Origin of the sequence: Streptomyces sp. NPDC016469 (genome assembly GCF_040632905.1) — a bacterium.
GTDB lineage: Bacteria > Actinomycetota > Actinomycetes > Streptomycetales > Streptomycetaceae > Streptomyces.
The window spans coordinates 173,760-189,783 of the sequence record NZ_JBEYCQ010000017.1 but is presented as its reverse complement, the minus strand read 5'-3'; the positions used below and the strand labels follow the sequence as shown (position 1 = coordinate 189,783).

Annotated in this window: 7 protein-coding genes; all 7 read left to right on the top strand. The window is 74.3% G+C overall.

What is annotated here, in order from left to right:
• Positions 1–834: phosphopantetheine-binding protein (locus tag ABZ565_RS21190; protein ID WP_361028927.1), on the top strand; the 834-nt coding region annotated here is incomplete at its 5' end.
• Entirely contained in the window at positions 831–1,613 is a 783-nt protein-coding gene (locus ABZ565_RS21185; RefSeq protein WP_361028924.1) for an alpha/beta fold hydrolase, read from the top strand. The genes ABZ565_RS21190 and ABZ565_RS21185, both read left to right, overlap by 4 nt.
• 37 nt (positions 1,614–1,650) lie before the next feature.
• Positions 1,651–2,685 (top strand): TauD/TfdA family dioxygenase, encoded by a 1,035-nt coding sequence (locus tag ABZ565_RS21180; RefSeq protein ID WP_361028921.1) that lies wholly within the window; start codon positions 1,651–1,653, stop codon positions 2,683–2,685.
• A gap of 8 nt (positions 2,686–2,693) precedes the next feature.
• Positions 2,694–4,517 (top strand): non-ribosomal peptide synthetase, encoded by a 1,824-nt coding sequence (locus ABZ565_RS21175; RefSeq protein WP_361028918.1) that lies wholly within the window; start codon positions 2,694–2,696, stop codon positions 4,515–4,517.
• Positions 4,518–4,579: 62 nt separating this feature from the next.
• Positions 4,580–8,389 carry a condensation domain-containing protein gene (locus tag ABZ565_RS21170; RefSeq protein ID WP_361028915.1) on the top strand — a complete coding sequence of 1,270 codons (3,810 nt, stop codon included), beginning with the start codon at positions 4,580–4,582 and terminating at the stop codon, positions 8,387–8,389.
• A gap of 172 nt (positions 8,390–8,561) precedes the next feature.
• Complete coding sequence (locus tag ABZ565_RS21165) at positions 8,562–15,665, top strand: amino acid adenylation domain-containing protein (protein ID WP_361028912.1); 7,104 nt, start codon at positions 8,562–8,564, stop codon at positions 15,663–15,665.
• On the top strand, positions 15,662–15,877 hold the full coding sequence (locus ABZ565_RS21160; RefSeq protein ID WP_164399134.1) for an MbtH family protein: 216 nt from the start codon (positions 15,662–15,664) through the stop codon (positions 15,875–15,877). The genes ABZ565_RS21165 and ABZ565_RS21160 overlap by 4 nt, the downstream gene beginning before the upstream one ends.
• Positions 15,878–16,024 lie beyond the last annotated feature (147 nt).

Sequence of the window (16,024 nt, the reverse complement as noted above, 5' to 3'; positions counted from 1 at the left end):
CTCACCAACAAGGCCGCCTACATCCTCGACGCCACCCTGCAACCCGTACCGCCCGGCGTCACCGGCCACCTCTACCTCACCGGCCACGGCCTCGCCCACGGCTACCTCAACCGCCCCGACCTCACCGCCACCACCTTCATCCCCAACCCCTACGGCGAACCCGGCACCCGCCTCTACCGCACCGGCGACCTCGCCCACTTCGACCACGACGGACGCCTGCACTACCACGGCCGCGCCGACAACCAGGTGAAGATCCGGGGCTTCCGTATCGAGCCCGCCGAGATCGAGGCCGCACTCCTCACCCACCCCCGCATCACCCAGGCCACCGTCACCACCCACCGGCACCAACTCGCCGCCTACGTCGTCACCGACACCACGACAGACGACATCCGCCGACACCTCACCGATCGCCTGCCCGAGCACATGGTGCCCACCTACTTCACCGTCCTCGACCGGCTCCCCCTCACCCCCAACGGCAAGATCGACCGACACGCCCTCCCCGAACCGGCCCCCGTCGTCTCGCAGGGCCGCGCCCCGCGCAACCCGCTGGAGGAGACCCTGACCGGCCTCTTCGCCCGCACGCTGGGGGCCGAGGCAGCGCTGAGCATCGATGACGACTTCTTCCACCACGGCGGCCACTCCCTCCTGGGCGCCCGCCTCACCAACCACATCGCGGTCTCCCTGGACGTCCGGCTCACCGTCCGCGACGTCTTCGAGCACCCGACACCGGCCCGGCTCGCCGAGCACATCACCGCGCTGAAGTCCGCGCCGGCCGCCAAGAAGGCCCGGCCCACCCTCCGCCGTCGTACCGAGACAGAACGGATCAGCTCATGACCTCCGTGTCCCCCGCCCCCGAAGACGTCGTCTGGGACCTTCCCGGTGACGGACCGCACCGCCTGTCGTTGCTGGTGCTGCCGCACGCCGGGGGCAACGCCCACGCCTACGGCGGCTGGCGCGGGCACCTGCCGGCCGATGTGCGGCTGCTGATCGGCCAGTACCCCGGCCGTGGCGCCCGTTACTGCGAGGACCTGCCGCTGTCCGTGGACGACCTGGCGCAGCCCGTGGTGGACTCGCTGCCCGCCGACACCGGTGAGCTGGTGGTGCTGGGGCACAGCATGGGGTCGCTGGTCGCCTTCGAGGTGGTACGCGCCCTGCGGGCCGCCGGCCGCACGCCGCGGCTGCTGATCGCGTCCGCGTGCCGGGCGCCGGTGCTGCCGAACCAGTGCCCGGTGCACCCGGAACGGCTGGACGACGACGAGCTGGTCGCTGCCATCAAGGAGCGCGGCGGCACCGACGACGGCATCCTCGACGACCCGGAGCTGCGGGAGATCGTCCTGCCGTCCATCCGGGCCGACTTCGCGATCGACGACGCCTACCGGTGCACCGCCCCGGACGCGCGGCTCGACTGCCCGGTGGCCGTGTTCGGGGGGTCCGAGGACCGGATCGTCCCCGTGGAACTGCTCGCCGGCTGGTCGCGGGTGACCGGCCACGAGGTGGTTCCGCAGCTGCTGCCCGGCGACCACTTCTACTTCCAGCAGGACCTGCCGGGCTTCTTCGCCCGTCTGAACCCGGTCCTTGACGCCGTTCGCGACTCCGCCGCCGCGTCCGCGTAACCACCCACCCGACTTCACCCAGGAAGAGGAACCCATCGTGACCGCTCTCGCCCAGCCGCCCGCCGCCACCGGTATCGCCCCCGTCCGGGAGCCCGGCAAGCCGGTGATCGTCCATACGCCGGAGTTCGGCACCATGGCGGAGGCCACCGCGTGGCTGACCGCTCAGCGGCCCGCGATCCAGGCCGAGTTGCACCGGTCCGGCGCGGTCATGCTGCGCGGCCTGCCCGTGCGCGACGCGGCGACGTTCGCCGAGGCGCGGGACGCGCTGGTCGCTGAGCGGGCCGGCTACAAGGAGAAGGCCACCCCGCGCACCGACTTCGGTGAGGGCGTGTTCTCGTCCACGGACCTGCCGGCCGTCCAGCCGATCCGGCTGCACAACGAGAACAGCTACACGCTGGACTTCCCCGGTGTGCTGCTCTTCGGCTGCGTCACCGCCCCCGAGACCGGCGGCGCGACGACGGTCGGTGACATGCGGGCGGCCCTCGCCGCGCTGCCGCCGGAGCTGACCGCGCGGTTCGCGGAGGCGGGCTGGCTGCTCGTACGCAACTACTCGGACCTGGCGGGCATGCCGTGGCGCAAGGCGTTCTCCTCGGAGGACCCGGCCGGTGCCGAGGAGTACTGCGACGCGCACGCCATCGGCTACGACTGGCTGGACGAGGACACCCTGCGTACGCGGCAGAGGCGTTCGGCGATCATCACGCACCCGGTGACCGGTGAGCGGGTCTGGTTCAACCACTTCGCGTTCTGGAACGCCCGCAGCCTGGACGAGGACGTCCGCGACGTGCTGGTCGAGACGTTCGGCTCGGACGGGCTGCCGTTCAACACCTTCCTCGGGGACGGCACCGCCCTCACCGACGCGGAGGTGGACGCGATCAACGACGCGTACCAGGCGGTCACCGTACGGGAGACCTGGCAGGCAGGTGACGTGATGCTCGTGGACAACATCCTCTGCGCGCACGGCCGCGAGGCGTTCACCGGTGACCGGAAGATCCTCGTCGCGATGGGTGAGCCGGTGCCGCTGTCCGACTGCTCCCCCGCCTCCGCCCCCTCGACCGACCTGTACGGAAAGTGAGCCCCGCCATGACCGCCGTACTCCCCGAGCGCGCGACCGCCCCCGCCCTCGCCCACCCGGCCGGCTTCCTCTGCGAGACGTGCACGGCCGCCGGGACCGGCGCGGCCGACCTGATGGCCCGGCTCGCGGCCGTGCCCGGCAACCGCACCGCCGTGGCCGCCGGGAAACGAGAGCTGACGTTCCATCAGCTACGTGCGCGCGCAGCCTCGTTCGCGGCCGGGATCGCCCGGCTGGGTGCCGGTCCGGAGAGCGTCGTGGCGCTCTGCCTGCCGCGCGGGGCCGACCTGGTCATCGCGATCATCGGCACCCTCACCGCGGGCGCCGCCTATCTGCCCGTGGACCCGGCGCTCCCCGAGGAGCGGCGGCGACTGCTCCTTGAGGACTCCGGCGCCGACCTGGTGGTCACGGACGGCACCGGTCCCGCGCTTCCCGGCCCCCGGGCCGTCACGGTCGGCGAGCTGACCGGGCTCCCGGGCGGAGCGTTCGCGCCGGTGCCGGTGGGGGCGGACACACTCGCGTACGTCATCTACACCTCCGGCTCCACGGGCCGGCCCAAAGGTGTGGAAATCGCCCGCGGTTCGGCCTCGCTGCTGCTGCGGGAGTTGGAGGACGCGGGTGCGGCGAGCGGTGAGGGGCGCCGGGTCGGATGGAACGCGTCGCCGTCGTTCGACGCCTCGGTGCAGCAGTGGGTGCGGCTGTCGCGCGGGGACACGCTGGTGATGATGGACGAAGAGACGCGCCGCGACCCAGCCCTGCTGGCCGCCTTCATCGACGCGCAGAAGCTCACCGACCTGGACATCACCCCGTCGCACGCCGAACCGCTCCTGGACCTGCTCACCCCGGACGGCGGCCCGCGCCCGCTGACGCTGCTCGTCGGCGGGGAGGCGATCGGCCCGGCGCTCTGGGACCGGCTGGCCTCCGCGCACCGCACCGGTCTGCTGCGCGCGGTGAACGTGTACGGGCCCACCGAGTGCACGGTCGACGCGACGGCCGGCTGGATCGAGGAGCCGGGCGAGCCGCACATCGGTGCCGTGCTCCCGGGGCTGCGGATGCGGCTGCTCGACGCCCACCTGGCGCCGGTCGGGCCCGGCGAGGCCGGGGAGCTGTATCTCGCCGGGCCCCGGATCGCACGCGGCTACCGGCGCAGCCCGCAGCTGACCGCCCAGCGGTTCGTCGCCGACCCGTTCGGCGCGCCGGGCAGCCGGATGTACCGTACCGGGGACCGCTGCCGGATGCTGCCGGACGGGCGCCTCGTGCACCTCGGACGGCTCGACGGTCAGGTGAAACTGCGCGGCCACCGCATCGAGGTGCAGGAGATCGAGGCGACGCTGAGCCGGGCGGGCGCCACCGAGGCGGCGGTGGTCCTGGGCGAGGACGCGGGGGGCACGCCGTGCCTGATCGCCTACCACCGGGGCGGGGACGCCACCGCGCTGCGCGAGGCCGTGGCGCGGACGCTGCCCTCGTACATGACGCCGTCCGCGTTCGTCGCGGTCGACCGGTTCGCGACGACGCCCAGCGGCAAGCTGGACCGGTCCGCGCTGCCGGCCCGCGTCGAGGCGGCCGACGAGGCGCCCGCGCCTGGTGCCGGGCTGAACGGGCCGGCGGAGGAGCTGATCGCCCGGGTGTGGGCGCAGGTCCTGGGTGCCGCGTCGATCGGCCCGGACGACAACTTCTTCAAGCTGGGCGGCCACTCGCTGCTCGCCATCAAGCTGGTCTCCCGCGTACGCGCCGAACTCTCCGTCGCGCTTCCGGTGAAGGCGGTCTACGCCCACCCGAGGCTGCGTGATCTCGCCGCCCACATCGAGGAGTTGACGGCCGCCAAGGATGGCTGACCGCCGCCTCCACCCCGGCCCGTACTCCCGCCCGCCCCCGCCGTCCCCGAGGAGCAGCAACCGTGATCCCCCTCTCGTACGCCCAGCACCGGCTGTGGTTCCTGAACCGTCTCGAAGGCCCGTCGGCCGCGTACAACGCGCCCGTCGTGCTGCGCCTTGAGGCCGCGCCCGACCTGCGTGCCCTGGAGGCGGCGGTCCGTGACGTGGTGGACCGCCACGAAGTGCTCCGTACGGTCTACAAGGCCGTGGACGGGGAGCCGTACCAGGAGGTCGTCGGTGATCCCGGCGTGCGGCTGGAGGTACGGGAGTGCGGGCCCGACGACGACGTGGACGCGCTGGTCACCGCCTTCGTGCGGCTGCCGTTCGACGTCACGCGTGATCTGCCGCTGCGGGCCCGGCTGTTCACGCTGCACGACGGAAGTGCCGTACTGGTGCTGCTCGTCCACCACATCGCGACCGACGGCTGGTCCGTCGGCTGCCTGCTCGCCGACCTCGACCGCGCCTACACGGCCCGGTGCGAGGGCCGCGCACCCGGGTGGGAACCCCTGCCCGTGCAGTACGCGGACTACGCGCTGTGGCAACGGGACATGCTCGGCGATCCCGCCGCTCCCGACAGCCTGGCGTACGAACAACTCACCTACTGGCGCGCGGCGTTGGACGGAGCACCCGCCGCGACCCGGCTGCCCGCCGACCGCCCCCGCCCTGCCGAGCCGAGCCACCGGGGAGCGCTGGTCACCGCCCGCCTCTCCGCCACCGCCCACAAGGCGCTCGCCGCGACCGCCCGCGCCCACCGCGCGACGTTCTTCATGACCGCCCGGGCCGCCCTCTGCGCCGCGCTGGGGGCGGCGGGGGCGGGGCCCGACGTGGTGGTGGGGACGCCGGTGGCGGGCCGGCCCGAGGAGGATCTGCACGACCTCGTCGGCTTCTTCGTCAACTCGCTCGCCCTGCGCGCCGACCTGTCCGACGACCCGGACCTCGGCACGCTGCTCGCCCGGGTCCGGGAACGGGACCTGGCCGCCATGGCCCACGAGGACCTGCCGTTCGACCTGCTCGTCGAGGACCTCAACCCGGAACGGTCCCTCGGCCTGCACCCCTTCTTCCAGGTCATGCTGACCACGCAGACCGCGCAGGACACCACCTGCACCCTGGGGGCCGTATCCGGCACCCTCGACGTCGCGGACCTGGCCACCGCCAAGTTCGACCTGAGCTTCAACTGTGCCGAGACGTACGGCCCCGACGGCGATCCCGCCGGGGTACTGCTCGGCCTCCAGTACGCGACCGACCTGTACGACGAGGAGACGGCGCGCCTGCTCCTCACCCTGTTCCACCGTGCGCTGACCGCGTACGCCGAACAACCGGCCGGCACACCCCTCAGCCGGACCGGCCTGCTCACCGCCTCGGACCGCGAGGCGATCGACCGCCGTCACGAGGCCCTGACCCGGGCCGCGGAGCGGACCGCCGCCACCCAGGGTGACCCGCTCGACGGCGAGGACCGGCGCGCCCCCGCCGCCGACCCCCGCGAGGAGATCCTGCGCGGCCTGTTCGCGGAGGTGCTGGGCCGGGACGAGGTGGGCCCCGACGACAGCTTCTTCAAACTGGGCGGCCACTCGCTGCTCGCCGGGAAGCTCACCAACCGCGTCCGCAAGGCGCTCGGCGTCCAGGCCGCCATCCGCGATGTGTTCCTGGCGCCGACGCCCGCCCGGCTGCTGCGCCGGCTCGCCGAGCAGGGCGACGGCCCGGTCCGGCCGCCGCTGCGCCCCGTGCCCGCTGCCTTGCGGCCGAAGCGGCTCCCGCTGTCCGCGGCTCAGCAACGGCTCTGGTTCGTAGGCCAGTTGGAGGGGCCGAGCGCCACGTACAACATCCCGGTGGTGACCCGGCTGCGCCGCCCGGTCGAGCCGGCCGCTTTCCGCGTCGCACTCGCCGATGTCGTACGACGGCACGAGATGCTGCGCACGGTGCACAGGTCGGCGGACGGGGAGCCGTACCAGGAGGTGCTGGCGCACGCCGAGCCCGTGCTCGATGTGGTGCGGACGGACGGTCCGGAGGAGCTGCGGGCAGCCGTGGACGCCGCCGCCGGGTACGTCTTCGACCTCGCCGCGGAGGTCCCGTTCCGGGCGTGGCTCCTGGAGGAGGGTGACGGGGGCCAGGTGCTGGTGCTGCTGGTGCACCACATCGCCGGGGACGGCTGGTCCACCGGCTGCCTGCTCGCCGACCTGGACCGGGCCTACCGGGCCAGGTGCGAGGGCCGGGCGCCCGGCTGGCAGCCGCTTCCCGTCCAGTACGCCGACTACACCTTGTGGCAGCACGAGTTGCTGGACGGTGAGCACGGCGTGGCCGGTGAGCAGCTGGCGTACTGGCGCACCGCGCTCGACGGGATGCCGCCGCTGCTCGCGCTGCCCACCGACCGGCCGCGCAGGCCCGAGCCGGACGGGCGGGGCGCGCTCGCGCAGTTCGAGGTGGGCGCGGAGACCCACCGGGCGCTGCTGCGGTGCGCCCGGGAGAACGGCGTCACCCTGTTCATGGTGGTGCAGGCCGCGCTCGCCGCGCTGCTGACGCGGCACGGGGCCGGCGAGGACCTGGCGATCGGGACCACCGTGGCGGGCCGGGGCGACGAGGCGCTGCACCCGCTCGTCGGGTTCTTCGTGAACACGCTGGTGCTGCGCACGGACACCTCCGGCAACCCGGCCTTCAGGGAGCTGGTGCGCCGGGTCCGGGAGGCGGGCCTCGGCGCGTACAGCAACCAGGACCTGCCGTTCGACCGGCTCGTGGAGCACCTGAGCCCGCACCGCTCGTCCGCGCACGCACCGCTCGTCCAGGTGATGCTCCAGGTGCACGCGGCGGGCGCGGGCGAGTCCGACGCGACGTCGTCCGCGCTGGACGGCGAACCGGTGGCGTTCCGGGGTGCGGGCGCCAAGTCGGACCTGACGTTCGCGCTCACCGAGACGGTGGGCCCTGACGGGGAGCGGGCCGGGCTGCGGGGCGTCCTGGAGTACGCCACGGCGCTGTACGACGCGGAGACCGCCGCCCTGCTGGTCCGGCGCCTCGCCGAGACGCTGGAGGCATGCGCGGCTCGGCCGGAGGCGCCGCTGTCCGCGCTGGGAGGCGGGCAGCCGGCGCCGGGCGGCCCGGAAGTGGTGCTGGACGCGCAGGGGCGCCGGGCCCCGGTCCGCGTGCCGGGTGAGGTGCACAAGCCGGCGCCGGACGGTGGGCTGCGTGCCACCGGGCGGCGGGCGTACCGGGGCGCGGACGGGGCGCTGCGGCCCGTGGCCGTCCAGAGCGTGAACGGCTATCCGGTGGAGCCCGGGCAGGTGGAGGGTGTGCTCACCCGTCACCCGGCGGTGACCGGGGCGCGGGTCCTCGTCCGCGACGGGCGGCTGCTGGTCTTCGTCACCTGCGCCCCGGGAACACCGCCCGCCGAGAGCGCGTTGCGCGCGTGGGCCGCCGAGCGGCTGCCCGAGTATCTGGCCCCGGCCCGGGTAGTGCGGGTGGCCTGGCTGCCCGCGCCGGGTGAGGAGCCGGCGGAGCTGTCCGATGACAGCGCCGCGACAGCCTCGCCGGGGGCCGGCGGGGACGCGGACGGGCGGCTGCTGGGGATCTTCCGGGAGGTGCTGGGCGGGCGGGATGTCGGCGCGGACGACAACTTCTTCAAGTCCGGGGGGCACTCGCTGCTGGCGGTGCGTCTGCTGAACCGGATCCGCTCGGAGTTCGGCCAGGACCTGACGTTGCGCGATGTGTTCCGCAACCCGACGGCGGCGACGCTCTCCCGGCGGCTCGCCGGGGCCGTGGCCGACGCGATCGAGCCGGAGGACGCCGGTCCGGTGGCCGCCCCGGCGCTGCGGCGCCGGACCAGGGCGGGTGCCCGGCAGGGGTGAGGACGCGGGGCGGGGGCGGGAGCGGCAGCTCTCCGCCCCCGCTTTCTGCCGCTCGGAGCTGCCGGGCGGACTGCCGAGAGGGGCGGCCGGGGGCCCCTAGCGTGAAGGACACGGAGGCGAGAGGAACCGTTCGCCCCGGTCTCTCGGCGCCCCAGACGGAGGAAACCCCAGGATGCCCCCCATCAGAACGGACGACCTGCTCGACGGCGGCCCCTCTCCCTCGCCCGCCCCGCCGGTGCTGGAACTCATCGCCCACCAGGCGCGCACCCGTCCCGACGCCGTCGCCCTGGTCCACGACACCGCCCGGCTGACCTACGCACAGCTCGCCGCCGCCGTACGGGAGCGGGCGGGCGCCCTCGCCGCAGAGGGTGCGGGTCCGGGCCGGCTGGTCGGCCTCCACCGCCCCCGTGGGATCGACGCCGTCGTCGGTCTCCTCGCCGTGCTCACCACCGGCGCCGCCTATCTGCCGCTCGACATCCAGGCCCCCGACGCGCGGAACGCGGCCATCCTCGCGGACAGCTGCGGCGGCCTGGCGCCTGCGCCCGCCGAGGTGGCCGCCGCCGGTGAACTCGTCCTGCCCGGCGCGGGCGCACCCGCCGGTGCCGCGTACGTGATCTACACCTCCGGGTCTACGGGCACCCCCAACGGGGTCGTCGTCGCCCACGACTCGCTGGCGCACTTCATCGCGGGCGCCGTCCCCGCGTACGGCATCGGCCCCGCATCCCGGGTCCTCCAGTTCTCGCCGCTGCACTTCGACGCGAGCGTGCAGGAGGTGTTCGCGACGCTCGGGGCCGGCGGGACGCTGGTGCTGCGTACGGACGACATGCTGGATGTACGCGATCTGCTCGGCGGCTGCGCGCGGCACGGGATCACGGTGCTCGACCTGCCGGCCGCGTACTGGCACGAGCTGGTCCACGTCCTCAGCACCGGTGCGGTGGGCCTGCCCGGCTGCCTGGAGACGGTGATCATTTACGGGGAGGCGGCGCTTCCGGAGCGGGTCGCCCAGTGGCGGGAGCTGACCGGGGAGCGGGTGCGGCTGCTGAACGCGTACGGCCCCACGGAGACCACGGTGGTCGCGACGGTCGCCGACCTGACCCGGCACGGGGACGGTCCGGTGCCGATCGGCCGGCCGTTGCCCGGGGTGCGGGCTGCCGTCGTCGCCGGGGAACTGTGGCTGCTGGGCGGCGGGTTGTCGCGCGGCTATCTGGGCAATCCGGAGCTGAACGCCCGCCGCTTCACCGAGCTGGACGGGGAGCGCGCCTACCGCACCGGGGACCTCGTCACGATCGGCGAGGACCGGCAGATCCTGTACCACGGGCGGCTGGACGACGAGGTGAAGATCGGCGGCCAGCGCATCGACCCCGCCGCCGTCGACTCGGTCCTGGCTTCCCACCCGAAGGTCCGGGAGGCCGCCGTCGTCGCCCAGCAGGACCCGGACGGGGTCAAGCGGCTCGTCGCGTTCGTCGTCACCGAGGGCGGGGTGGGGGCCGAGGAGCTGCGCGGCCTGGTGCGCGAGCGCATGCCCGCCGCCGCCGTGCCCGCCGCCGTGGGGATCGTCGCCGCGCTGCCCCGTACCAGCTCCGGGAAGATCAACCGCAAGGCGCTGCGGACCACGGACCCGCGTCTTTCGGTCGTCCACGAGGAGCCGTTGCCCGTCGAGGACCGGGTGCCGCTCTCGCACGCGCAGCGCCGGCTGTGGCTGCTGGACCAGCTGGACGGCCCGTCCCGCGCGTACAACATGCCCATCGTGCTGGAGCTCGACGGGGTGCCTGACCGGGCGGCGCTCGCCGCCGCCGTCGGCGATCTCGCCGAGCGGCACGAGGTGCTGCGGACCGTGTTCCTGGCCCCGGAGGACGAGCCGTACCAGCATGTGCTGGCCGCGTCCGCGGTGCGGACGCGTACGGTCGAGTGCGCAGCCGGTGAGCTACGGGAACGGGTCGCGGATTTCGTATCGGAGACGTTCGACCTGGCGCGGGAACTGCCGTTGCGGGTCGCGCTGTTCGTGCCGGACGGGGGCGAGGGTCCGGCGGCGGTACTGGCGGTGCTGCTGCACCATGTGGCGGGCGACGGCTGGTCGCTGGCGCCGCTGATGGACGACCTGGCCACCGCCTATGCCGCCCGTGCCGAGGGGCGTGCGCCGGAGCAGGAGCCCCTTCCCGTCCAGTACGCCGACTACACGCTCTGGCAGCACGATGTCCTCGGGACGGCCGACGACCCGGACTCCGCCGTCGCGCGCGGGCTCGCCCACTGGCGGGCCGCGCTGGACGGGCTGCCGGCCGTCACCGATCTGCCGCTGGACCGGCCGCGCCCGGCCGTGCCGGACCACCGGGGCGGTGTGGTCTCCACGCGCCTCGACCCGGACGCACACACCCGGCTCGCCCTGCTGGCCGACGCGCACGGCGCGAGCATGCTGATGGTGGTCCAGGCCGCGCTGGCCCTCGCGCTGCGGGCGGCGGGCTGCGGGGAGCGGGTGGCCGTGGGCACGCCGGTCGCGGGGCGGGACGACGAGGCGCTGGGCGCGCTCGTCGGCTTCTTCGTCAACACGCTGGTCCTGCCGACCGACACATCGGGTGACCCGGCGTTCGCCGAACTGCTGGAGCGGGTACGCGACACGGACCTCGGCGCCTACGAGCACCAGGGCCTCCCCTTCGACCTGCTGGTGGAGCATCTGAACCCGCCGCGCACGCCCGGGACGCACCCGCTCTTCCAGACGATGCTGACCCTGCGCACCGCACCCCCCGACGACGCCCCCTTCGCGTTCGGCGCGCTCACCGGCCGCTTCCGGGCGGAGGGCCCCGCGGCCACCAAGTTCGACCTGACCGCCGCGTGCGTGGAGCACCGCACCGCCGACGGCACGCCCGCCGGCCTCGAACTCGCCCTGGAGTACGCGTGTGACGTCCTCGACGAGGACACCGCCCGCCTCCTCCTCGGCGCCCTGGAACGCGCTCTGCGCACGGCCGCCGAGCGGCCCGGGGCGCCCGTCGCCGACACCGTGCTGCTGGGCGACGAGGAGCGCCTGGCCCTCGCCGGGCGCCGTGAGCGGGTCGCCGCCCTCGCCGCCCGGCAGGCCGCCGACGCCGACGCGGCACGGGCGGACGGCACGCCGGACGCCGAACACGTGGACACCCTGCGGGAGATGTTCGCGGAGATCCTGGGGCTGGACGAGGTCGGCCCGGACGAGGGGTTCTTCACCATCGGCGGCCACTCGATGAGCGGGGTGCGGCTCGCCAACCGGATCAGGGCCCGCCTGGGCGTCGACGTTCACGTCCGGGACCTGCTGCTCGCCCCGACCCCGGCCGCCCTGGCCCGCCGCATCGCGGAGCACCGGGCCACCGGGGAGGAGGGGCGCGCGCTCACCCGTCGCACGGAGCGGCCGGAGCGCCTGCCGCTGTCCCGGGCGCAGCGCCGGCTCTGGTTCATCGACGCGCTGGAAGGGCCCAGCGCCTCGTACAACATCCCGCTGGTGCTGCGTCCGGCGGAGCCGCTGGACGGCGGTGTCCTCGGCCGTGCCCTGGCCGATCTGGTGGAACGCCACGAGGTGCTGCGCACCCGCTACCCCTCGGTCGACGGTGAGCCGTACCAGGAGATCGTGGCGAGCGCGCGGCCCGTGCTCGAAGTACGGACCGTGCCGGCCGGGCGGTTCCGCGCGGCGGTCGCCTCGGCCGCCGGGCATGTCTTCGACCTCGCCGGGGAGCTCCCGCTGCGGGCCGCCCTGCTCACCCCGGACGACGGCGGCGGCCAGGTCCTCGTCGTGCTCGTGCACCACATCGCCGCCGACGGCTGGTCGACGGGCCCGCTGCTCGCGGACCTGGGCGCCGCCTACGCCGCCCGCGCCGAGGGCCGCGCACCGGACTGGGCGCCGCTTCCCGTCCAGTACGCCGACTACACGCTCTGGCAGCAGGAACTTCTCGACGGACCGGCGGCGCATGACCACCTCACCTTCTGGGAACGGGCCCTGGCCGACGCGCCGCCCGTCCTCGAACTGCCCGCCGCCCGGCCCCGCCCCGCCGAGGCCACCCACCGGGGCGGCCACGCGCCGCTCACCGTCGACGCCGCCACCCATGAGGCCTTGGAGGAGCTGGCCCGGCGCCACGGCGCGACGCTGTTCATGGTGCTGCAAGCCGCTCTCGCCGCCGTCCTCACCCGGCACGGGGCCGGCACCGATCTGCCGCTGGCCACCATGACGGCCGGGCGCGACGACGAGGCGCTGAGCGATCTGGTCGGCTTCTTCGTCAACACGCTGGTCCTGCGCACCGACACATCGGGTGACCCGGAGTTCACCGAGCTCCTGGGGCGGGTACGCGACACGGACCTCGCCGCCTACGCACATCAGCGGCTCCCCTTCGACCGGATCGTGGAACACGTCAACCCGGCCCGCTCCACCGCCCATCACCCGCTGGCCCAGTTCGTCGTACAGCTCCACCACGACTACACGGCCGACCGTGCCGAGAGGCCACTGCTCCGGGCCGAACCGGCGCCGCTGGAAACGCTGTCCACCAAGTTCGACCTGACCCTCGCCCTGTGGGAGCGGAAGGACAGCGCGGGACGGCCGGCCGGTCTGGCGGGCGGGCTCGAATACGCCACCGACCTGTTCGACGCCGCCACCGCGGCCCTGCTCGCCGCCCACGTCGGCCGTCTGCTGCACACCGTCGCCGCCGATCCGGGGGTACGGATCGGGGCGGTGGACCTGCTCACCGACGCCGAGCGGTTCCGGCTGGTCGCGGAGTACAACGACACGGCCACCGCGACCCGCGACCGGGCCCCCGTTCACGAGGCCATCGCCCGCCGGGCCGCGCTCATGCCGGAGGCGCCCGCGCTGATCACCGGTGCGGAGACCCTCGGCTACGGCGAGCTGGACGCCCGCGCCGACGCGCTGGCCGCCCGGCTGCGCGCGGCCGGGGTGTGCAGGGGCGACACCGTCGGGGTGCTGCTGGAACGCGGTGCGCCGCTGGTGGTCACCGCGCTCGCGGTCCTCAAGTGCGGGGCCGCGTATGCGCCGTTGGACCCGGCCTTGCCCGGGGCCCGGATCGCGCTGATGGTCCAGGACGCCGGTGTGCGCCTGATCGCGGCCGACACCGGGCGGGCGGGCGCGGTGTCGGAGGAGGTCTCCGTACCGGTCCTCCTGACCGACGCGCCCGCCGAGGACGCCCCGCAGACGGACCGCGCGGCCGTGGCGGTCGACGGGGACGACCTGATGTACGTGATGTTCACGTCCGGGTCGACCGGCCGCCCGAAGGGCGTCGGCGTCACCCACCGCAATGTGACCGAGCTCGCCGCCGACCGCGACACCACCGCCGGCGGTCCCCACCGGATGCTGGTCCACTCCGCGACCGGGTTCGACGCCTCGGTATTCGAGATGTGGGTGCCGCTCCTCAACGGCGGCAGCCTGGTCGTGATGCGCGGCGACGGCACCGACCTGGCGGAGACCGGCCGCGCGGTCCGCGAACACGGCGTCACCGCCGCCTACTTCACTGTCGGCCTGTTCCATGTGATGGCCGACGAGGCGCTGGACACGCTGCGGCTGCTGCGCGAGGTGTGGACGGGCGGCGATGTCCTCTCGCCCACCGCCGTGCAACGGGTCCTGACATACTGCCCGGACACCGTCCTCGTCCACTCCTACGGCCCCACCGAGACGACGTTCGCCTCGCACAACCAGTGGCTCACCGGCGGCCGGGGCTCGCTCGGCGGGTCCGGGCTGCACCTGGGCCGCCCCATGGACAACACCCGCAGCCACGTCCTGGACGCGGCGCTGCGGCCCGTGCCGCCGGGCGTGCCCGGTGAGTTGTACATCGCCGGTACGCATGTGGCGCGCGGGTACACCGGGCGCCCGGATCTGACGGCCGAGCGGTTCGTGCCCGATCCGTTCGAGGCGGACGGCAGCCGGATGTACCGCACCGGTGACCGGGTCGTCTGGACTCCGGAGGGCGAACTGCGGTTCCTGGGGCGGGCGGACGGCCAGGTCAAGCTGCGCGGGGTGCGGATCGAGCCGGGCGAGGTGGAGCACGCGCTCGCCGCGCACCCCTCGGTCGGCCAGGCCCTCGCCGTCGTACGCGAGGACCGGCCGGGCGAGCGGAGCCTCGTCGGGTACGTGGTGCCGCGCGCCGGGTCCGAGGTGACCGGGGCGGACGTCCTCGCCCTGGCCCGTACCGCGCTGCCCGCCCATCTGGTGCCTTCGGCGGTCGTCGTCCTGGACGCCGTGCCGCTGACCGTCAACGGGAAGCCCGACCGCCGGGCGCTGCCCGCGCCGGACCGGCCGGCCGCCGAGCACCGGGTGCCCCGCAACGCCCGGGAGGAGGTGCTGTGCGGGCTGTTCGCCGAGATCCTGGGCGCGCCCCGGGTCGGTCTGGACGACAACTTCTTCACGCTGGGCGGGCATTCGCTGCTCGGTGTGCGCCTGGTGAGCCGGGTGCGCTCGGTCCTCGGCATCGACCGGACGGTCCGGGACCTGTTCCGCGCCCCGACCCCGGCCGGGCTGCTCGGCGCGCAGGACCCGGACGGCACGGCCGGCGCCATGGGCGTCCTGCTGCCGCTGAACACCCGGGGCAGCCACCGGCCGCTGTTCTGCGTGCACCCGGGGACCGGGGTCGGCTGGTCGTACGCGGGCCTGGCCCGGCACCTCGGGGACGACCAGCCGCTGTACGCCCTCCAGGCCCGTGCGCTGAGCGAGCCCGGCCATCTCCCGCGCACCGTCGAGGAGATGGCCGACGACTACCTGGAGCGCATCCGGCAGGTCCAGCCCTGGGGCCCGTACCGGCTGCTCGGCTGGTCCTTCGGCGGGATCGTCGCCCACACCATGGCCGTCCGGCTCCGCGCGGCCGGTCAGCGCGTCGAACTGCTCGCGCTGATGGACGTCCACCAGACCGGGCCGGGCAGCGTGTCCGTGTTCCCGGCGCGGGAACGGGAGGCGGTGCCCGACGAGGACGCGCTGCCGGAGGCGGTGGACCCGGTGCTCGACGGCTTCAGTGCCGAGGAGATACGGGCGGTGGCGCGGGCCTCCGAGACCCATGCGGCCCTCATGGCGCGGCACACGCCGGAGGTCGCGGACACCGGCGCGGTCTTCTTCACCGCCCGCAGGCCCGGCGAACCGGAAGGTGCGCTGGCCGCCACCTGGAATCCGTATCTGACGGGCCGGGTGGAAAATCACACCGTGGAATCCACGCATCTCCGGATGGCCGAGGAAGAACCTCTCGCACACATCGGAAAAGTCATCGCGGAGAAACTCTCCGCACTGCAGGCAAAAAGCCTGTGGGAAAACGGAACAAGGAGTTATTCATGAGCGACATCGCGAACCCCTTCGACGACGCCGAGGGCTCCTTCCACGTCGTGGTGAACGACGAGGGCCAGCACTCCCTATGGCCGGCCTTCGCGGACATCCCGGCAGGCTGGGAGGGTGTCTGGGGACCCGGTAACCGCTCCGAGGCCCTGGAGTACATCACCGCGCACTGGACCGACATCCGCCCCCGGAGCCTGGTCGCCCAGTACGCCTGACCGGCCGCAGCGCCCCTGCCGTGCCCCCGCAGCTCGTGCGGGGGCACGGCATTTCCGTATGCCCGCCGGCCGCCTTTCCCGGAAACCCGGAAAGGGGAAACTGCCGCCCGCTACTGCCGCTCGACTTCCGCCTCTACTTCCGCCCGC

Coding starts and splice junctions, on each gene's coding strand:
- ABZ565_RS21185 (WP_361028924.1), top strand. CDS start 831: ATGACCTCCGTGTCCCCCGCCCCCGAAGACGTCGTCTGGGACCTTCCC.
- ABZ565_RS21175 (WP_361028918.1), top strand. CDS start 2,694: ATGACCGCCGTACTCCCCGAGCGCGCGACCGCCCCCGCCCTCGCCCAC.
- ABZ565_RS21165 (WP_361028912.1), top strand. CDS start 8,562: ATGCCCCCCATCAGAACGGACGACCTGCTCGACGGCGGCCCCTCTCCC.
- ABZ565_RS21160 (WP_164399134.1), top strand. CDS start 15,662: ATGAGCGACATCGCGAACCCCTTCGACGACGCCGAGGGCTCCTTCCAC.